The organism is Pseudomonas sp. PI1 (assembly GCF_000812405.1).
GTDB lineage: Bacteria > Pseudomonadota > Gammaproteobacteria > Pseudomonadales > Pseudomonadaceae > Pseudomonas > Pseudomonas citronellolis.
The window spans coordinates 98,220-116,848 of sequence record NZ_JWMC01000002.1; the positions used below are offsets into that span (position 1 = coordinate 98,220).

16 protein-coding genes are annotated in these 18,629 nt (G+C 69.1%); 12 read left to right on the forward strand and 4 right to left on the reverse strand.

The window, feature by feature from the left end; genetic code table 11:
• Positions 1-249: 249 nt before the first annotated feature.
• Positions 250-1,170: a zinc ABC transporter substrate-binding protein ZnuA gene (locus tag RN02_RS00475; protein WP_043312545.1), complete on the reverse strand. Its 921-nt coding sequence runs from the start codon at positions 1,168-1,170 to the stop codon at positions 250-252.
• A 71-nt stretch (positions 1,171-1,241) separates the two neighbouring features.
• Between RN02_RS00475 and zur the strand changes: the two genes are divergently transcribed.
• The 10 genes from zur (at position 1,242) to RN02_RS00525 (ending at position 11,493) form a co-directional block, all read left to right on the forward strand.
• A complete protein-coding gene (zur, locus tag RN02_RS00480; RefSeq protein ID WP_009614552.1) occupies positions 1,242-1,748 on the forward strand; it encodes a zinc uptake transcriptional repressor Zur in 507 nt (168 codons plus the stop codon).
• On the forward strand, positions 1,748-2,557 hold the full coding sequence (gene znuC / locus RN02_RS00485) for a zinc ABC transporter ATP-binding protein ZnuC (RefSeq protein WP_043270072.1): 810 nt from the start codon (positions 1,748-1,750) through the stop codon (positions 2,555-2,557). The genes zur and znuC overlap by 1 nt, the downstream gene beginning before the upstream one ends.
• Positions 2,550-3,338, forward strand: a complete 789-nt coding sequence (gene znuB, locus RN02_RS00490; RefSeq protein WP_043312548.1) for a zinc ABC transporter permease subunit ZnuB — start codon at positions 2,550-2,552, stop codon at positions 3,336-3,338. Before znuC ends, znuB begins: the two co-directional genes overlap by 8 nt.
• Positions 3,339-3,375: 37 nt before the next feature.
• Positions 3,376-3,750 (forward strand): hypothetical protein, encoded by a 375-nt coding sequence (locus tag RN02_RS00495; RefSeq protein ID WP_043312550.1) that lies wholly within the window; start codon positions 3,376-3,378, stop codon positions 3,748-3,750.
• Between the two features lie 178 nt (positions 3,751-3,928).
• Positions 3,929-4,939, forward strand: a complete 1,011-nt coding sequence (locus RN02_RS00500) for a methionine ABC transporter ATP-binding protein (RefSeq protein WP_043312552.1) — start codon at positions 3,929-3,931, stop codon at positions 4,937-4,939.
• Entirely contained in the window at positions 4,936-5,601 is a 666-nt protein-coding gene (locus RN02_RS00505) for a methionine ABC transporter permease (protein ID WP_043270075.1), read from the forward strand. Before RN02_RS00500 ends, RN02_RS00505 begins: the two co-directional genes overlap by 4 nt.
• Positions 5,602-5,647: 46 nt before the next feature.
• Positions 5,648-6,430, forward strand: a complete 783-nt coding sequence (locus RN02_RS00510; protein ID WP_043312555.1) for a MetQ/NlpA family ABC transporter substrate-binding protein — start codon at positions 5,648-5,650, stop codon at positions 6,428-6,430.
• Positions 6,431-7,070: 640 nt separating this feature from the next.
• A complete protein-coding gene (locus RN02_RS00515; RefSeq protein ID WP_043312557.1) occupies positions 7,071-9,152 on the forward strand; it encodes a 3-hydroxyacyl-CoA dehydrogenase NAD-binding domain-containing protein in 2,082 nt (693 codons plus the stop codon).
• A gap of 9 nt (positions 9,153-9,161) precedes the next feature.
• Positions 9,162-10,352: an acyl-CoA dehydrogenase family protein gene (locus RN02_RS00520; RefSeq protein ID WP_043312558.1), complete on the forward strand. Its 1,191-nt coding sequence runs from the start codon at positions 9,162-9,164 to the stop codon at positions 10,350-10,352.
• Between the two features lie 10 nt (positions 10,353-10,362).
• The gene (locus RN02_RS00525; protein ID WP_043312559.1) at positions 10,363-11,493 is read left to right on the forward strand and encodes an acyl-CoA dehydrogenase family protein; all 1,131 of its coding nucleotides are present in this window, start codon (positions 10,363-10,365) and stop codon (positions 11,491-11,493) included.
• 516 nt (positions 11,494-12,009) lie between these two features.
• Here RN02_RS00525 and RN02_RS00530 read toward each other — a convergent pair.
• Complete coding sequence (locus RN02_RS00530) at positions 12,010-12,795, reverse strand: IclR family transcriptional regulator (protein WP_009614533.1); 786 nt, start codon at positions 12,793-12,795, stop codon at positions 12,010-12,012.
• Positions 12,796-12,977: 182 nt separating this feature from the next.
• Between RN02_RS00530 and RN02_RS00535 the strand changes: the two genes are divergently transcribed.
• Positions 12,978-14,609: an AMP-binding protein gene (locus RN02_RS00535; RefSeq protein WP_043312560.1), complete on the forward strand. Its 1,632-nt coding sequence runs from the start codon at positions 12,978-12,980 to the stop codon at positions 14,607-14,609.
• Between the two features lie 50 nt (positions 14,610-14,659).
• Positions 14,660-16,195 carry a 3-hydroxyacyl-CoA dehydrogenase gene (locus tag RN02_RS00540; RefSeq protein WP_043312561.1) on the forward strand — a complete coding sequence of 512 codons (1,536 nt, stop codon included), beginning with the start codon at positions 14,660-14,662 and terminating at the stop codon, positions 16,193-16,195.
• Positions 16,196-16,384: 189 nt separating this feature from the next.
• Here the strand turns inward: RN02_RS00540 and RN02_RS00545 are convergent, their stop codons facing one another.
• Both RN02_RS00545 and RN02_RS00550 read right to left on the reverse strand, forming a co-directional pair.
• Positions 16,385-17,440, reverse strand: coding sequence for an aminopeptidase (locus RN02_RS00545; protein ID WP_043312563.1), 1,056 nt, complete (start codon positions 17,438-17,440; stop codon positions 16,385-16,387).
• 85 nt (positions 17,441-17,525) lie between these two features.
• A complete protein-coding gene (locus tag RN02_RS00550) occupies positions 17,526-18,629 on the reverse strand; it encodes an aminopeptidase (RefSeq protein ID WP_043312565.1) in 1,104 nt (367 codons plus the stop codon).

The following is an 18,629-nucleotide window of genomic DNA, read 5'->3' on the forward strand; positions in this document are numbered from 1 at the left end:
TTAGCCGGCAACGCCGAAATTTTCAGGCTGATGCCTGTTCTATTCTCGGCACGAACTAGCCCCCTCTCCCTTCAGGGAGAGGGCTGGGGAGAGGGAGCGGTACCCATCCCAGCACCATGGCCCCCCGGCAGGCACCATTCCCTCTCACCCCACCAAAGACCGTAGGATGGGTTGAGCTTGCGATACCCATCACCATGGCATGGCCCGATGGGTATCGCTTCGCTCAACCCATCCTACGAGAGCGCCGCCTCAGAGCTTCTCCAGGCACCCGGCGAACTCGTCGGCCAGGTTACCCAGCAGCTTCTCGTAGCCATTGGCGTCGACCTTGACCGCCATACCGAGGTCATCCAGCTCGGCCAGCTGCACCGGCAGGCCGGCGCTGAGGGTATCGGCCAGGCGCGGGCGGATCGGCGGTTCGCTGAAGATGCAGGACGGGCCGGCCTTCTGCAGTTGCGCGCGCATCGCGGCGACGTGCTTCGCCCCCGGCTGCACGTCCGCGGACAGGGCGAAGACCCCGGCGTGGCGCAGGCCGTAGGCTTCCTCGAAATAGTCGAAGGCCTCGTGGAAGACGAAGTAGGGCTTGCCGACCAGCGGCGCCAGGCGCTGCTTCAGGCGCGCGTCGAGCTGTTCCATGCGCTCGTCGAAGGCCTTGAGGTTGGCCTGGTAGCGCCCGGCGTTGAGCGGGTCGGCGATGGCCAGGTCCTCGGCCATGCGCGCGGCGATGGCCTGGGCGTTGGCCGGCAGCAGCCAGAGGTGCGCGTCCAGGGTGCCGGGGCGGTGATCGTGGTCGTGGTCCTCGTAGTCGGCGTGGCTCATGGTCTCGAAGTTGACGAACTTGCGCAGGTGCATGCCCGGCAGCTCCTGCACCGCCACGCTGGGCGCCTGGCGGGCCTGCAGCGGCTTGTCGAGGAACACTTCCATGTCCGGGCCCACCCAGTAGAACAACTGGGCCTCGCGCAGGCGGCGCACGTCCGAGGGGCGCAGGGCGTAGCTGTGCGGCGAGGCGCCGGGCGGCAGCAGCACGTCGGGGCTGCCCTCGCCGTCCTGGACGGCGGCGGCGATCAGTTGCAGCGGCTTGATGCTGGTCAGCACCTTGACCTCGGCGCTGGCGCCAAGGCTCAGGAACAGGGTGCAACAGGCGAGGAGCAGGGCGGATGGGCGCAGGGACACGGCGGACTCACACGGGAAGGGAGGTAAAGGGTAATATAATAACGTCTCCGTACCCGAGCGTCGTCGCCGCAATGTACAAGTTGATGCCCAACACCCCGCTGGCCTGCCGCCCGCACGACCACGCCACCTGCGTGGCCGGCGCCCTGGCCGAGGCCGACGCGCTCTGCGCGCGCCAGGGCGTGCGCCTGACCGAGCTGCGCCGGCGCGTGCTGGAACTGGTCTGGCAGAGCCACAGGCCGCTGGGCGCCTACGACATCCTCGCCGTGCTCAGCGAAGAAGACGGCCGCCGCGCCGCGCCGCCCACCGTCTACCGGGCGCTGGACTTCCTCCTGGAAAACGGCCTGGTGCACCGCATCGCCTCGCTCAACGCCTTCGTCGGCTGCAACAACCCCGAGCACGCCCACGAGGGCCAGTTCCTCATCTGCCGCGCCTGCCACACCGCCATCGAGCTGGAGCAGCCGGCCATCAGCCAGGCCATAGTCGCCGGCGCCGAAGGCGTCGGCTTCAGCGTCGAGACGCAGACCGTCGAAGTGGTCGGCCTCTGCGCCGCCTGCGCGCCCAAGCAGCGGGAGGCCTGATGAGCCAGCCCCTGGTCCGCCTCGAAGGGGTGGGCGTGCGCTATGCCGGGCAGGCGGTGCTGCAGAACGTCAGCCTGAGCATCGGCGCCGGCGAGATCGTCACCCTGATCGGCCCCAACGGCGCCGGCAAGACCACCCTGGTGCGCAGCGTGCTCGGCCTGCTCAGGCCCGACAGCGGCACAGTGTGGCGCCAGCCGAAGCTGACCATCGGCTACATGCCGCAGAAGCTCCACGTCGACCCGACCCTGCCGCTCTCGGTGCTGCGCTTCCTGCGCCTGGTGCCCGGCGTGGGCCGCGAGCAGGCCCTGGCCGCGCTCAAGGAAGTGGGCGCCGCGCAGGTGCTGGACAGCCCGTTGCAGACCGTCTCCGGCGGCGAACTGCAGCGCGTGCTGCTGGCCCGCGCGCTGCTGCGCAAGCCGCAGCTGCTGGTGCTCGACGAGCCCGTGCAGGGCGTCGACGTCGCCGGCCAGGCCGAGCTGTACCGCCTGATCACCCGCCTGCGCGACCGCCTGGGCTGCGGCGTGCTGATGGTCTCCCACGACCTGCACCTGGTGATGAGCACCACCGACCAGGTGGTCTGCCTGAACCGCCACGTGTGCTGCCACGGGCACCCCGAGCAGGTCAGCGGCGACCCGGCCTTCGTCGAGCTGTTCGGCCAGGACGCCCGCAGCCTGGCGGTCTACCACCACCACCACGACCATGCCCACGACCTGCACGGCGAAGTGGTGCCGCAGGGCGGCGCCGGCCTGGCGATCCACGGCAAACTGACCCCGGTCCACAAGCACGGCCCCGACTGCAACCATGGCTGATTTCCTTCTCTACGCGCTGCTGGCCGGGCTGTCCCTGGCGCTGGTCGCCGGCCCCCTGGGCTCCTTCGTGGTCTGGCGGCGCATGGCCTATTTCGGCGACACCCTGTCCCACGCCGCGCTGCTCGGCGTGGCCCTGGGCTTCCTGCTGGACGTCAGCCCGACCCTCGCGGTGACCGTCGGCTGCGTGCTGCTGGCCGTGCTGCTGGTGACCCTGCAGCAGCGCCAGCCGCTGGCGGCCGACACCCTGCTGGGCATCCTCGCCCACAGCACGCTGTCCCTGGGCCTGGTGACCCTGAGCTTCATGAAGGAAGTGCGGGTGGACCTGATGGCCTACCTGTTCGGCGACCTGCTGGCGGTGAGCCAGACCGACCTCATGTGGATAGTCGCCGGCAGCGCCCTGGTGCTGGGGCTGATCTGCTGGCTGTGGCGGCCGCTGCTGGCGATCACCGTGCACGAGGAGCTGGCACGGGTCGAGGGCCTGCCGGTCACCGCCATCCGCCTGGCGCTGATGCTGCTGATCGCCATCGTCATCGCCGTGGCCATGAAGATCGTCGGCGTGCTGCTGATCACCTCGCTGCTGATCATCCCCGCCGCCGCCGCCCAGCGCCACGCCCGCAGCCCCGAGCAGATGGCCTTCGGCGCCACCCTGGTGGGCCTGGTGGCGGTGTGCGCCGGGCTCACGCTGTCGTGGTTCAAGGACACCCCGGCCGGGCCGTCCATCGTGGTCAGTGCCGCAGCGCTGTTCCTGCTGAGTTTTGTCCTGCCGCGGCGGACGGTGTAGAATTTGTCGATTTTTTGATCAATCGAGAATGACTGGCATGAAGTTCCTTGCCCTCCGTCTGCTTTCCGTCCTCTCCCTCGCCCTGCTGCTGGGCGCGTGCCAGAGCCTGTCCGGCCAGGCGCCGAGCGGCTCCGGCTTCGAGGCCCGCCTGGCCGCCGGCCAGCTGGAAGCCGCGCAACTGCAGCTGGGCCAGGAGCACGAGGACGCCGCGCAGCTGGCCGAACGCCGCCAGCGCCTGGCCGACGCCTACCTGCAACGCAGCCGCGAGGCCCTGCAGGCCGGCGACGTCAACGGCGCCAGCAACGCCCTGGCCCGCGCCCGCTCGCTGATGCCGCGCGCCCCAGCGCTGGCCGCCGACGTCAAGGACATCGGCCAGCCCAAGGCCGCCGCCCCGGTCAAGTGCGAGCCCTGAAAGCCGCGTCCGCCCGTCTTATTCCATTTTGCTCGGCCCTTATCCGAACAAGGATTAATCGGCTATAGGAAAGCAGGGTAAAATGCGCGGTTTTTGCCGAGCGCCTACGCTCGTTTGCCAGGACACCCCGGCAGAGCGCGCCATTCCCACACTTCGCCGTACCCACAAGGTTCGCCACGTGATCGAATTCCACGACGTCCACAAGACCTACCGCGTCGCCGGCCGCGACATCCCGGCCCTGCAGCCGACGCGCCTGAGCATCGGCGCCGGCCAGGTGTTCGGCCTGATCGGCCACTCCGGCGCCGGCAAGAGCACCCTGCTGCGCCTGATCAACCGCCTGGAAGAGCCCAGCGGCGGGCGCATCGTCATCGACGGCGAGGACGTCACCGCCCTCGACGCCGACGGCCTGCGGCGCTTCCGCCAGCGCGTCGGGATGATCTTCCAGCACTTCAACCTGCTGGCCTCCAAGACCGTGGCCGAGAACATCGCCATGCCGATGAAGCTGGCCGGCAGCTTCAGCGCCGCGCAGATCGCCGCGCGGGTGGATGAACTGCTCAAGCGCGTGGGCCTGCAGGACCACGCCCGCAAATACCCGGCGCAGCTTTCCGGCGGCCAGAAGCAGCGCGTCGGCATCGCCCGCGCCCTGGCCTGCGGGCCCAAGCTGCTGCTCTGCGACGAGGCCACCAGCGCGCTGGACCCGCAGACCACCGGCCAGGTCCTGCAGCTGCTGGCGGAGATCAACCGCGAGCTGAAGCTGACCATCGTCCTCATCACCCACGAGATGGACGTGATCCGCCGCGTCTGCGACCGCGTGGCGGTGATGGACGCCGGCAGCATCGTCGAGCAGGGCGAGGTGGCCGACGTCTTCCTCCACCCGCAGCACGAAACCACCCGGCGCTTCGTCTTCGAGGCCGAGCGCGTCGACGAGGACGAGCAGCACGACGACTTCGCCCACGTGCCCGGGCGCATCCTGCGCCTGACCTTCCGCGGCGAGGCCACCTACGCCCCGCTGCTGGGCACGGTGGCGCGGCAGACCGGGGTGGACTACAGCATCCTCGCCGGGCGCATCGACCGCATCAAGGACCAGCCCTACGGCCAGCTGACCCTGGCCCTGGTGGGCGGTGACATGGAGGCGGCCATGGCCCAGCTGAATGCGGCCGAGGTGCATGTAGAGGTGCTGCGCGCATGAACGACTTCTTTATAAATATCGACTGGTCGGAAATCCTCCAGGCCAGCATCGACACCTTCTGGATGCTCGGCGGCTCGCTGCTGTTCACCGTCATCCTCGGCCTGCCGCTGGGCGTGCTGCTGTTCCTCACCGGGCCCAGGCAGCTGTTCCAGAACCGCGCGGTCTACGCCCTGCTGTCCTTTGTGGTCAACGTGCTGCGCTCGCTGCCGTTCATCATCCTGCTGATCGTGATGATCCCCTTCACCGTGCTGATCACCGGCACCTCGCTGGGCGTCGCCGGGGCCATCCCGCCGCTGGTGGTGGGCGCCACGCCGTTCTTCGCGCGCCTGGTGGAAACCGCCCTGCGCGAGGTGGACAAGGGCATCATCGAGGCCACCCAGGCGATGGGCGCCAGCACCCGTCAGATCATCTGCAACGCCCTGCTGCCGGAGGCCCGCCCGGGCATCATCGCCGCCATCACCGTCACCGCCATCACCCTGGTGTCCTACACCGCGATGGCCGGCGTGGTCGGCGCCGGCGGCCTCGGCGACCTGGCCATCCGCTTCGGCTACCAGCGCTTCCAGACCGACGTCATGGTGGTCACCGTGATCATGCTGCTGGTGCTGGTACAGGTTCTGCAAACCGTCGGCGACAAGCTGGTGGTCCACTTCTCCCGCAAATAACCACAAGGCCCCGCGGGCCACAGGAAAATCCCAAAAGGAGCGCTCCATGAAGAAACTGCTTGCCGCCTTCGCCGCCACCGCGGCGCTGTCGATCACCGGCGCCAACGCGGCCGAAACCCTCAGCGTGGCCGCCACCCCGGTGCCGCACGCGGAAATCCTCAACTTCGTCAAACCCATCCTGGCCAAGGAAGGGGTGGAGCTGAAGGTCAAGGAATTCACCGACTACGTGCAGCCCAACACCCAGGTCGCCGAGAAGCGCCTGGACGCCAACTTCTTCCAGCACCAGCCGTACCTGGACGAGTTCAACAAGTCCAAGGGCACCAGCCTGGTGGCCGTCACCGGCGTGCACATCGAGCCGCTGGGCGCCTACTCCAGCAAGTACAAGAAGCTCGACGAACTGCCCTCCGGCGCCACCGTGGTGATCCCCAACGACGCCACCAACGGCGGCCGCGCCCTGCTGCTGCTGGCCAAGACCGGCCTGATCAAGCTCAAGGACGAGAAGAGCATCACCGCCACCCCGAAAGACATCACCGACAACCCGAAGAACATCAAGGTGCGTGAACTGGAAGCCGCGACCCTGCCGCGCGTGCTGGGCCAGGTCGACCTGGCGCTGATCAACACCAACTACGCCCTGGAAGCCAAGCTGAACCCGACCAAGGACGCCCTGGCCATCGAGGGTTCCGACTCGCCCTACGTGAACATCCTGGTAGCCCGCCCGGACAACAAGGACAGCGACGCCATGCAGAAACTGGCCGCCGCCCTGCACAGCCCCGAGGTGAAGCAGTTCATCCTGGAGAAATACAAGGGCGCCGTGGTTCCGGCCTTCTGATAGCCGACCGCACCTTTGAAGAAGCCGCGCCCCGCAAGGGCGCGGCTTTTTTTCGCCTGTAAACAAGCTGCAACGGCGGGGGGCTATAACGACCTTTCCACGACTTCTTTTCGCTTAACAGACCGCTTTTCCAGATTCAGGCAGGGGAGAGCGGTCTTTTTTTGTCTGCGTTTCGGCCGCCGCCCCAACGTCCTGCGCTTTGCGCTCTCCGAAATTATTTGACCACCACACTCTACGCTCTCGTAGGAGCGAGCTTGCTCGCGAACGGATTTCCGGCCGGGCCTATGGTGTTTGTCCGAAGAGCGCCCTCTCCCCAGCCCTCTCCCTGAAGGGAGAGGGGGCAGTCTGTGCCGAGAGAAGTGATGGTTTCAGCCGGAAACCGCTGGCGCTGCCGGCTAACTCAGGAATGCCCAAGCACACCGAACGGTCCCCTCTCCCTTCAGGGAGAGGGTTAGGGAGAGGGGGCGGAGTCAAGCCACGACACCGAAGCAGCCGGGAGGCACCGTTCGCGAGCAAGGGCTAGGCGCCCCCCTCGCTCCTACGAGAGCACAACCCCCTCGACAACCCCCAGTGATCTTTATATTCTGCACAGCGAAACATGATTCCGTTAAAAACCACAATTACAACGGAGACGCTGAGCATGTCCGAGGTAGTGCAGGTCGAACGTCACGCCGACGTGGCCCTGATCAAGGTCGACAATCCCCCGGTCAACGCCCTGGGCCTGGCGGTGCGCGCCGGGTTGCTGCGGGCCTTCCGCGAGGCCGAGGCGGATGCCGCGGTGCGCGCGGTGGTGCTGGTGTGCGCCGGGCGCACCTTCATGGCCGGGGCGGATATCAAGGAATTCGGCAAGCCGCCGCAGGCGCCCTCGCTGCCCGAGGTGGTGGAAGCCATCGAGGCCTCCGCCAAGCCCAGCGTGGCGGTCATCCACGGCACCGCCCTGGGCGGCGGGCTGGAAGTGGCGCTGGCCTGCCATTACCGCATCGCCCGGGCCGACGCCCAGGTCGGCCTGCCGGAAGTGAAGATCGGCCTGCTTCCCGGCGCCGGCGGCACCCAGCGCCTGCCGCGCCTGGTCGGCGTGGAACGGGCGCTGGAGATGATCGTCTCCGGCAACCCGGTGAAGGCGCCGCAGGCCGTGGAATACGGCATCCTCGACGAACTCGTCGACGGCGACCTGGCCGAAGCCGGCCTGGCCTACGCCCGCCGCCTGCTGGACGAGGGCCGCGGCCCGCGCCGCACCGGCGAGCGCCAGGTGCAAGGCGACGCCGCGCTGATCGCCGCCAAGCACGCCGAGGTGCAGAAGCGCATGCCCGGCCTGTTCTCCCCGCTGCGCTGCGTGGCCGCGGTGGAAGCCGCCAGCCGCCTGCCCCTGGCCGAGGGCCTGAAGCGCGAGCGCGAGCTGTTCCAGGAATGCCTGGAGTCGCCGCAGCGCGCCGCCCTCATCCACGCCTTCTTCGCCGAGCGCGAAGCGGCGAAGATCGCCGGCCTGCCCGCCGACACCCCGGTGCGCGAAGTGCGCACGGCCGCGGTGATCGGCGGCGGCACCATGGGCGTGGGCATCGCCCTGTGCTTCGCCAACGTCGGCATCCCGGTGAAGCTGCTGGAAGTCGACGGCGCCGCCCTCGACCGCGCCCTGCAGCGCGCTCGCGCCACCTACCAGGCCAGCGTCGAGCGCGGCAGCCTCACCAGCGACGCAATGGAAAAACGCCTGGGCCTGATCCAGGGCGTGCTCGACTACGCCGCGCTGGCCGACGTGGACCTGGCGATCGAAGCCGTGTTCGAGAGCCTGGAGGTCAAGCGCCAGGTCTTCGAGCGCCTGGACGCGGTGTGCAAGCCCGGCGCCATCCTCGCCAGCAACACCTCGTCGCTGGACCTCGATGCCATCGCCGCCTTCACCCGCCGCCCGCAGGACGTGGTCGGCCTGCACTTCTTCAGCCCGGCCAACGTCATGCGCCTGCTGGAAGTGGTGCGCGGCCGCGAGACTTCCGCCGAAGTGCTGGCCAGCGCCATGCAACTGGGCAAGCGCCTGAAGAAGGTCGCGGTGGCGGTGGGCGTGTGCGACGGCTTCGTCGGCAACCGCATGATCTTCCAGTACGGCCGCCAGGCCGAGTTCCTCCTGGAGGAGGGCGCAAACCCCGCCCAGGTGGACGCTGCCCTGCGCGACTTCGGCATGGCCATGGGCCCGCTGGCAGTGCGCGACCTCTCCGGGCTAGACATCAGCCACGCCATCCGCGAGCGCCAGCGCCCCGGCCTCGAGCCCGGGCAGACGCTGCCCACGGTGCTCGACCACCTGTTCGCCGCCGGCATGCTCGGGCAGAAGACCGGCACCGGCTTCTACCTCTACCCGCAAGGCTCGCGTACCCCGCAGGACAACCCGGCGCTGCCGGCCATGCTGGAGCAGGCCGCGGCCACCCGCGGCATCGTTCGCCAGCCGGTGACTAACGAGCACATCGTCGAGCGCTGCATCTTCGCCCTGGTCAACGAGGCCGCGCGCATCCTCGACGAGGGCATCGCCCAGCGCGCCAGCGACGTCGACCTGATCTTCCTCAACGGCTACGGCTTCCCCGCCTGGCGCGGCGGCCCGCTGTTCCACGCCGACCGGCTGGGCCTGGACCACGTACTGCAACGCATCCGCGAATTCCACCAGCACTTCGGCGCCTGGTGGGAGCCGGCACCGCTGCTCGAACGCCTGGTGGCCGAAGGCCGCCGTTTCGCCGACCTCTAAGGAACCGCCATGGACATCCACTTCACCCCCGACGAACTGGCCTTCCGCGACCAAGTCCGCGCTTTCCTGCGCGACAAGCTGCCGGCCGACATCGCCAGCAAGGTGCGCCTGGGCAAGCACCTGAACAAACAGGACCACCAGCGCTGGCAACGCGCCCTCAGCGAGCAGGGCTGGTACGCCAGCCACTGGCCGGTGGAATTCGGCGGCACCGGCTGGAACGCCGTGCAGAAGCACATCTTCGAGGAGGAATGCGCCGCCTTCGGCGCGCCGCGCACCATCCCCTTCGGCGTGAACATGGTCGCCCCGGTGATCATCAAGTTCGGCACGCCCGAGCAGCAGGCCCACTACCTGCCGCGCATCCTCGACGGCACCGACTGGTGGTGCCAGGGCTACTCCGAGCCGGGCGCCGGCTCCGACCTGGCGTCGCTGAAAACCCGCGCAGTGCGCGAGGGCGACCATTACGTGGTGAACGGCCAGAAGACCTGGACGACACTGGGCCAGCACGCCGACTGGATCTTCTGCCTGGTGCGCACCGACCCGGAGGCCCAGCAGCAGCGCGGCATCAGCTTTCTGCTGATCGACATGAAGTCGCCGGGCATCACCGTGCGGCCGATCATCACCCTGGACGGCGAGCACGAGGTCAACGAAGTCTTCTTCGACAACGTGAAGGTGCCGCTGCAGAACCTGGTCGGCCGCGAGAACGAAGGCTGGACCTGCGCCAAGTACCTGCTCACCTACGAGCGCACCGGCCTGGCCGGCATAGGCGCGTCCAAGGCGGTGCTGGCGCACCTCAAGCGCGTGGCCAGCCGCGAGCTGTGCGACGGCAGGCCGATGCTGGAAGACCCGCTGTTCCGCGCCCAGGTGGCCGAGGTGGAGATGCAGCTGATGGCCATCGAGATGAGCACCCTGCGCATCCTCGCCGCCGCCCGCGAAGGCGGCGTGCCGGGGGCGGAAAGCTCGATCCTCAAGATCAAGGGCACCGAGATCCGCCAGGCCATCAGCCACCTGCTGCGCAAGGTCATCGGCCCCTACGCGCTGCCCTTCATCGAAGAGGAATTCGAGCTGGGCGCCGAGCCGCTGCACGCCGACTACGCCAGCGCGCCGGCCAGCCAGTACTTCAACCTGCGCAAGCTGTCGATCTTCGGCGGCTCCAACGAAATCCAGAAGAACATCGTCTCGAAGATGATTCTCGAGCTGTGAGGGCGTGAGCATGGACTTCAAACTCAGCGAAGAGCAGCAGATGCTGCAGGACACCGCGGCACGCCTGGTGCGCGACGAATACGCCTTCGACAGGCGCGAGGGCTTCGGCAAGAGCGAGCTGGGCTATAGCGCCGGCTTCTGGCGCCAGCTGGGCGAACTGGGGCTGACCTCGGTGTCGCTACCCGAAGCCTACGGCGGCTTCGGCGGCGGCGTGGACAGCATGCTGGTGCTCACCGAACTGGGCCGCGGCCTGTGCCTAGAGCCCTACCTGCAATCGGTGGTGCACGCCGGCGGGCTGCTCGCCCAACTGGGCAGCCAGGCGCAGAAGGAAAGCTGGCTGCCGCGCATCGCCAGCGCCGAGGCACAGCTGGCGGTGGCCCTGGAAGAGCCGCAGAGCCATTACCAGTTGCACGACGTGCAGACCCGCGCGGAGAAGGCCGGAGACGCCTGGAAGCTCAGCGGCCGCAAGGCGGTGGTGATCGGCGGGCAGAGCGCCGCGGCGATCCTGGTTTCGGCGCGGGTAGCGGGCAACGCGCGGGACGAGGCGGGCATCGGCCTGTTCCTGGTCGATCCGCAACAGCCCGGCGTGCAGCGCCGCGCCTACCCGACCATCGACGGGCAGAAGGCTTGCGAGCTGTTCCTCGACGGCGCCGTGGCCGAGGCCGTCGGCGTGCCGGGCGAAGCATTGCCGGCGCTGCGCTATCAGCAGGGCCGCGCCATCGCCGCGCAGTGCGCGGAAGCCCTGGGCAGCATGCAGGAAGCCTGCGCCCTGACCCTCGACTACCTGAAGACGCGCAAGCAGTTCGGCGTGCCCATCGGCAAGTTCCAGGTGCTGCAGCACCGCATGGTGGACATGCGCAGCGAACTGGAGCAGGCCACCAGCATGGCCATCCTGGCCGCGTGCGTGGCGGACCAGCCGGACAGCGCCGAGCGCAGCCGCACCCTGGCCGCGGCCAAGTTCATCGTCACCCGCGCCGGGCGCTACATCGCCGAGCAGGCGATCCAGCTGCACGGCGGCATCGGCATGACCTGGGAATACGTGCTGGCGCACCACGCCAAGCGGCTGGTGATGCTGGGTCACCAGTTGGGCGATGACGACCATCACCTGAAGGCTTATGCAGGGTTGATGGAGGTGGCGTAGGGCAGGCCTGCGGCCCCCTCACCCTAACCCTCTCCCGGAGGGAGAGGGGACCGTTCGGTGTGTGCGGGAAGATTGGAGTCAGTCGGGGAAACTGAGCTGGCTCCTGGCTCAAAGGTCCAGGCGGGATTGATGGGGTGGCGCAGGGCAGGCACTGCGGCCCCTCCCAGCTCTGGAGTGGTAGCTTGACTCTGTCCCCTCTCCCCAGCCCTCTCCCTGAAGGGAGAGGGGGCTAGTCTGTGCCGAGAGGAGGAATGGTTTCAGCCGGAAACCAACGGCGCTGCCGACTGACTCCAGAATCCCCAGTTCTGCCCAACGGTCCCCTCTCCCTTCAGGGAGAGGGTTAGGGAGAGGGCGCTCTTCAGGACAAGCACCGCCCCCACCCAGCTGAAACCCCACTCCCAGCCGGCACGGACAGCTCCCTCTCCCTCTGGGAGAGGGCTGGGGTGAGGGAAAAGCCCGAGCACCACCACCACCAGACCCACACCTTGTAGGAGCGAGCTTGCTCGCGAACCCGCCTCAGGCCCCCAGGCTCTCGATATCCCGCGCCAGCATCTCCAGCTCATGGGCCAGCGACCCCTTGAGCGTTTCCTCACTCAACTGGAACGACGGCGCACCACAAGTCAGCGCCATCAGCCCCCCATCGGCCAGCCGCAGCGGCACACCAGCCGCACGCACGTTACGGTCCCAATCACCGAGGGACAGGCAGAAACCATGCTCGCGATACTCCTCGAAGGAACGCTCCAGCGACGCACGCATGGCCGCCCAGTCGCCTTCATGACGGGCTTCGAGGGCCTGCAGCAAATGCTCCCGCTCCTGCTCCGGAGTCGCCGCCAGGTAGGCACGACCCGCTGCAGTGGTAGCCAACGGCAAGCGCACGCCAGCGTCCATACGCAGCGAGGTGGCCTCCGGCGGCCGGCAGTTCTCCACGTAGATCATCGACAGCCAGTCGCGGCAGGTCAGGCCCACGGTGGTGTTGGTGCGGCGGGCGAAGGCGTCCATGTACGGCTTGGCCAGCTGGCGCACGCGCAGGTTCGACACGTAGGCGTAGCCCAGGGCGAGCACGCCGGAATCCAACTGGTACTTCTCGTGCTGTTGCGAATAGCTGAGGTAGCCGAGCCTGGTCAGCGTATACGTCATGCGCGACACGGTCGGCTTGGGCAGGCCGGTGATCCGCGCGATCTCCTGGTTGCCCAGCACCACCGAGCCGTGGGTGAAGGCGCGCAGCACGTCCAGGCCGCGGGCCAGGGCCTCGACGAACTTGCGGTCCTTGGGTGCGCTGGAGTCTTCGAAATCGTCGCTCATGCTGCCTCGGCTATGGGGAAATAAGGGCCGGAGCGGCGTCCGGCGCGGGCGAACGATAGCAGATCGGCATGCCGCGGACAGCAGGGCGACGGGCCGTTGCACAGGCAAAGGCTATCGCATACCATCGATTTCGACATCATGTTTCGCAGAGCAGAATAACAATTCACTGATGGAGGGCGACGATGCCCGTCACTGCCGAAAGCCATGTCGCCGCGCAATTCACCGCGCGCGGTTACCGCAACGTCCACGACCTGCTGCGCGACGCCAGCCGCGAACACCCCGAGCGCCCCGCCTTCTCCTGCGCCGGCAGCTGCCTGAGCTTCGCCGAGCTGGAGCGCCAGGCCGACGCCTTCGCCCGCTACCTGCGCCACTGCGCCGGGCTGCAACCCGGCGAGCGCCTGGCGCTGATGCTGCCCAACTCCCTGCAGTACCCCATCGCCGCCTTCGGCGCGCTCAAGGCCGGGCTGGTGCTGGTCAACACCAACCCGCAGTACACCGCCGGCGAGCTGAGCCACCAGCTGCGCGACTCCGGCGCCGTGGCCATACTGCTGCTCGACCGCCTGCTGCCGCTGCTGCGCAAGGTCCAGGGCGACAGCGCGGTGCGCCAGGTGCTGCTGACCTCGGTCGAGGACATGGAAACACCGCAGTACACATGCGACGAAGCCGACGCCACGCGCTTCATGCAGGCCCTGCGCCTGGGCACCGAAGCCCCGCCGCTGGACGCCGAGCCGGGCCTGGAACGCCTGGCGCTGCTGCAGTACACCGGCGGCACCACCGGGGTTTCCAAGGGCGCCATGCTCAGCCACTACAACCTGCTGGCCAACGTCATCCAGACCCTGGAGCTGTTCATGCGCCCGGGCCTGCTCGACCCGGCCAGCGACGTGCGCATCGCGCCGCTGCCGCTGTACCACATCATGGCCTTCTCCACGAACTGCCTCAGTTCCGTGGCCATGGGGCTGCACACGGTGGTGATCCGCGACGGGCGCAACCTCGACGAGATCATCGAGGCCATGCGCCGCTACCCCTTCAGCCTGCTCAGCGGGCTGAACAGCCTGTTCGTCGGGCTGATGAACCACCCGGCCTTCGCCAGCCTGGACTTCAGCCACCTGAAGTGGGTGACCAGCGGCGGCGCGCCGCTCAACCTGGAAGTCGGCCGGCGCTGGCAGGCGCTCACCGGCGCCCCGGTGCTGGAGGGCTTCGGCCTCACCGAGGCATCGCCGGTGGTGTGCACCAACACCCGGCTGACGCCCTACCGCGAGGGCTTCGTCGGCCAGCCGCTGATCGACACCCAGGTGCGCATCCTCGATGACGAAGGCAACCCGTGCCCGCAGGAAGTCCCCGGCGAGCTGTGCCTGCGCGGCCCGCAGGTGATGCTCGGCTACTGGGGCCGCCCGGAGGAAACCGCCCAGGTGCTGGACGCCGACGGCTGGCTGCGCACCGGCGACATCGCCCTGCAGGATGCCAACGGCCTGCTGAAGATCGTCGACCGCAAGAAGGACATGATCCTGGTCAGCGGCTTCAACGTCTTCCCCAACGAGGTGGAGGACGCGGTGATGCGCCACCCGGGCATCCGCGAGTGCATCGCCATCGGCGTGCCGGACGCGCGCAAGGGCGAGTCGGTGAAGCTGTTCGTCAGCCTGCGCGACCCGGCCCTGGACGCCGCCGCGATCATCGCCCACTGCCGCGAGCACCTCACCGGCTACAAGGTGCCGAGCTTCGTCGAGATTCTCGACGAGCTGCCCAAGACCTCGGTGGGCAAGATGCTCCGCCGCCAGTTGCGCGACCTGGAAGCACGACGGAACCCCACGACGTGACGACAGCGACTAAGGTGAAGACAAGCCAGCCAGACAGGGGCCCCAAGCCCATGCCCGAGAGCAACCTTCCCGCGTTCCGCCGCATCGGCGTGATAGGTGCCGGCGCCATGGGCCGCGGCATCGCCCAGCTGTTCGCCAGCGCCGGGGTGCCGGTGCAGCTCTACGACAGCCGCGCCGAGAGCATCCAGCAGGCCCTGGACTTCAACCGCGAGCTGCTCGAACGCGCCGCCGCCAAGGGCAAGCTCGGCGCCGACGCCCTGGCCGCCACCCTGCAGCGCCTGCACGCGGCGCACAGCCTCGACGAGCTGGCCGGCTGCGACCTGCTGATCGAAGCCATCGTCGAAGACCTCGGCGCCAAGCAGGCGCTGCTCGCCGAACTGGAAGCGCGGGTGGCGGACGACGCGGTGCTGGCCAGCAACACCTCGTCGCTGTCGATCACCCGTATCGCCGCGCGCTGCCGACGCCCCGAGCGAGTGGCCGGCTTCCACTTCTTCAACCCGGCGCCCCTGATGCGCATCGTCGAAGTGGTGCGCGGCCAGCGCACCGACGAGGCGGTGATAACGCGCCTTTCGCGCCTGGCCGAGCAGGCCGGGCACTTCCCGGCGGTGAGCCCGGACAGCCCCGGCTTCATCGTCAACCACGCCGGTCGCGCCTACAGCACCGAGGCCCTGCGCATCCTCGGCGAAGGCATCGCCAGCGCCGCGCAGATCGACCGCATCCTGCGCGACGGCGCCGGCTTCCGCATGGGGCCCTTCGAGCTGTTCGACCTGACCGGGCTGGACGTTTCCCACGCGGTGATGGAGTCGCTGTACCAGCAGTTCTACCAGGACCCGCGCTACCTGCCCTCGCCGCTGGCGGCGCAGCGGGTAGCCGCCGGCCTGCTCGGGCGCAAGAGCGGCGAGGGCTTCTACCGCTATCGCGACGGCCAGCCGCTGCGCGAGCCGGAGCCACAACCCGAGCCAGTGCTGCTGGACCGGCCCTTCTGGCTGGACAGCCAGGACCCGGAGCTGCGCCACCACGTCGGCCAGTTGCTGATCCAGGCCGGGCTGGTGCTGGAGAGCGCCGAGGCGCCTTCGGCCCGCGCCATCTGCCTGGTCACCCCGCTGGGGGAAGACGCCAGCACCCGCATCGACGCCCTCGGCCTGCCGGCGGAGCGCAGCCTGGCCCTGGAAAGCTTCGGCGACCTCGACAAGCGCCGCGTGCTGATGCGCCAGCCGGCCCTCGACCCGCAGCTGGAAGCCCAGGCGCGCCAGGCCCTGGGCGCCGACGGCGTGCCGGTGGAGGTGATCAACGACTCCGCCGGCTTCGTCACCCAGCGGGTGATCGCCGGCATCGTCAACCTGGGCTGCGAGATCGCCCAGCGCGGCATCGCCACCCCGGTGACCCTCGACCGCGCGGTGCAACTGGCCCTGGGCTACCCCTTCGGCCCGCTGGCCTTCGGCGAGCACTACGGCGCGGCGCGCATCCTCACCATCCTCCAGGGCCTGCAGGCCTGCTACGGCGAACCGCGCTACCGCCCCAGCCCCTGGCTGCGCCGCCGCGTGCAGCTGGACCTGCCGCTGCACGCCCCGGATGCGGCGGACTGAAAACAACTGGCTTCCAGGCCGCGCCAAACCGCTCTTCGTAGGAGCGGGCCCTGCCCGCGATTTCGCGCGCAGGGCGCGCTCCTACATGGGAATGGCGCGGGTGGAGCAGTGTAGGAGCGGATCTCATCCGCGAATCGCGCCGGAACCTCCGGCTATCGCGGACAAGGTCCGCTCCTACGGGGGCATGCTTCACAACCACCGAAACCGCCCATCCGCAAGCTGCTCCAACGCCGCCTGCCGCTGCGCCGCGGGCAGCGCGCCGAGCCTTGCGGCCTGGGCATAGAACGCCGACCAGTCGCCGTCGACCTGGCGGTACAGCGCGGCGAAGGCCGGCACCCACTGGTCGTAGAGCGCGAAGGGCAGCAGCGTGGCGTTGTTCAGCGGCCCGTCGATCCAGCCGTCGAACAGGCCCTTGCCGCCCCAGCGCCGGGCCACCAGCTGCCGGTATTCGCTACGCAGGCGCTGGAACTCGGCGGCCTTGCGCGCCCGCATGGCCTCCGGCGGCAGGCCGCTGGCGTAGAGCGCCTGCAACCGCGCCCGCGTCGCCAGCACCAGGGCCGCCAGCTCCTCGCGCTGCCGTGGCCCCGTCTCCGTCGGCAACGGCTGCCCGCGCGAGGCCAACCACTGGCGCAGCCCCTCCCGCTGCACGAAGACCGCCAGGGATTCGTTGAAGGCGCTGTCGCCGGGCAGGTACAGGCGCTGGTGGGCCAGCTCGTGGAAGATCAGCTCGGCCTGGTGCGCCTCGTCGCCGAGCATGGTGCTGAGGATGGGCGCATCCTCGCGCCCGGGAATGGTGAAGGCCGCGGCCGCGCCTATGCAGGTGTCCAGGCCCTGGCGCTGCAGCTCGGCCGCCGCGCGCCGGGCGTCATGCGGATCGTAGAAGCCGAGGTAGCTGACACAGCCGGCGCGGGGAAAGCAGCGGTCGCGCGGCCGCAGGGAGAATTCGTCGGTGGCGAACAGGTTCCACACCGCGTAGTCCCGGCCCAGGTTGGCGTAGCGGCGGTAGCTGGCGTTGTCCGGCAGGTCCAGGTGGCGGCTGGCGAAGTCGCGGGCGGCCAGGGCGGCGGCGAGCAGGCGCCGGGTGCGCGCGTCGGTGCCGGGGTCGGCCAGCACCTCGGCCACCGGCAGGGCATTGGCCAGCACTTGCCGCTGGCCCTCGTGCAACTGCTCCTGGTAGCTCCCGGCGGCGCAGGCCATCAGCAACGGCAGGCCCAGGCAGACCAAGGTGCAATGGACCAGGCCCATGGCGCACCTCCATGCCCGTTGACCCGGGGCAGGGGGGCCATGGCGGCCCGCGCGAAGTCAAAAAATCAACTCTTTACGGGTGAGCCTAGCGCAGGCTGACGAATTCGCCGGTTTTCAGTCGCTCCAGCGCTGCCTGGCGCTCTTCGGCGGGCAGCGCGCCGAGCTTCTCGACCCGCGCATAGAACGCCGGCCAGTTGCCGCCGACCTGGCGCAGCAGGGTGGCGAAGGCCGGCACCCACTGGTCGTAGAGGCCGAAGGGCAGCAGCTTGGCGTTGTTCAGCGGGCCGTTCACCCAGGCGTCGTAGGGGCACTTGCCGGCCCATTCGCGCTGGCACAGCGCGCGGTAGTCGCGGCGCAGGCGCTCGAACTCGGCGGCCTTGGCGGCGCGCTTGTCGGCCTCGGGCAGGTCGCGGGCATAGACTTCCTTCAGGCGCTCGCGGGTGTCCAGCACCAGGCGGGTGAAGCCTTCGCGCTGGCGCACGCGGCTGGCCTGCTCCGGCGGCAGGCCGCGGAAGGCGCGCCAGCGGCGGCCGCCCTCCTGCTCGACGAAGCTGGCGTAGGACTCGTTGAAGGCGGTGTCGCCCGGCAGGAAGAAGCGCTGGTGGGCCAGCTCGTGGAACAGCGTCTCGGCCAGGCGCTGGTCGTCCCAGCGCAGCATGCTGCTGATGATCGGGTCGTCGAACCAGCCGAGGGTGGAATAGGCCTCCACGCCGCCGACGTAGACGTCCCAGCCCTGCGCCTTCAGGCGCTGCGCCTCGGCCTTGGCGCCGGCCTCGGCGTAGTAGCCGCGGTAGGCCACGCAGCCGGCGATGGGGAAGCAGTGGGTGAGCGGCTGCAGCGACAGCTCCGGCGTGGCGAACACGTTCCACACCACGTAGGGCCGGTGGATATCGCTGTACAGCCGGTAGCTGCGGTTGTCCGGCAGGGCCAGCTCGGCGCTGGCGAAGGCGCGGGCCTCCTGGGACAGCGCCAGGCGCTGGCGCAGCCTGGCGTCGCGGGAGGGGTCGGCGACCACCTCGGCCACCGGCTCGCGGGCCGCCAGCAACTGCAACTGGCCGTTGCCCAACTGGCTGTAGTAGCCGGCGGTGGAACAACCGCCCAGCAGGAAGAACGCCAGGCAGGGAACCCAGCGGGGCAATCGGCGGTCGAGAAACGCAATACACAGGCGGGGGGGGGAGGGCGGCGCCAT

Excerpts from the sequence above, each read along its gene's own strand:
- zur (WP_009614552.1), top strand. The coding sequence starts at position 1,242 with ATGTACAAGTTGATGCCCAACACCCCGCTGGCCTGCCGCCCGCACGAC.
- znuC (WP_043270072.1), top strand. The coding sequence starts at position 1,748 with ATGAGCCAGCCCCTGGTCCGCCTCGAAGGGGTGGGCGTGCGCTATGCC.
- znuB (WP_043312548.1), top strand. The coding sequence starts at position 2,550 with ATGGCTGATTTCCTTCTCTACGCGCTGCTGGCCGGGCTGTCCCTGGCG.
- RN02_RS00495 (WP_043312550.1), top strand. The coding sequence starts at position 3,376 with ATGAAGTTCCTTGCCCTCCGTCTGCTTTCCGTCCTCTCCCTCGCCCTG.
- RN02_RS00505 (WP_043270075.1), top strand. The coding sequence starts at position 4,936 with ATGAACGACTTCTTTATAAATATCGACTGGTCGGAAATCCTCCAGGCC.
- RN02_RS00510 (WP_043312555.1), top strand. The coding sequence starts at position 5,648 with ATGAAGAAACTGCTTGCCGCCTTCGCCGCCACCGCGGCGCTGTCGATC.
- RN02_RS00515 (WP_043312557.1), top strand. The coding sequence starts at position 7,071 with ATGTCCGAGGTAGTGCAGGTCGAACGTCACGCCGACGTGGCCCTGATC.
- RN02_RS00520 (WP_043312558.1), top strand. The coding sequence starts at position 9,162 with ATGGACATCCACTTCACCCCCGACGAACTGGCCTTCCGCGACCAAGTC.
- RN02_RS00525 (WP_043312559.1), top strand. The coding sequence starts at position 10,363 with ATGGACTTCAAACTCAGCGAAGAGCAGCAGATGCTGCAGGACACCGCG.
- RN02_RS00530 (WP_009614533.1), bottom strand. The coding sequence starts at position 12,795 with ATGAGCGACGATTTCGAAGACTCCAGCGCACCCAAGGACCGCAAGTTC.
- RN02_RS00535 (WP_043312560.1), top strand. The coding sequence starts at position 12,978 with ATGCCCGTCACTGCCGAAAGCCATGTCGCCGCGCAATTCACCGCGCGC.
- RN02_RS00540 (WP_043312561.1), top strand. The coding sequence starts at position 14,660 with ATGCCCGAGAGCAACCTTCCCGCGTTCCGCCGCATCGGCGTGATAGGT.
- RN02_RS00545 (WP_043312563.1), bottom strand. The coding sequence starts at position 17,440 with ATGGGCCTGGTCCATTGCACCTTGGTCTGCCTGGGCCTGCCGTTGCTG.
- RN02_RS00550 (WP_043312565.1), bottom strand. The coding sequence starts at position 18,629 with ATGGCGCCGCCCTCCCCCCCCCGCCTGTGTATTGCGTTTCTCGACCGC.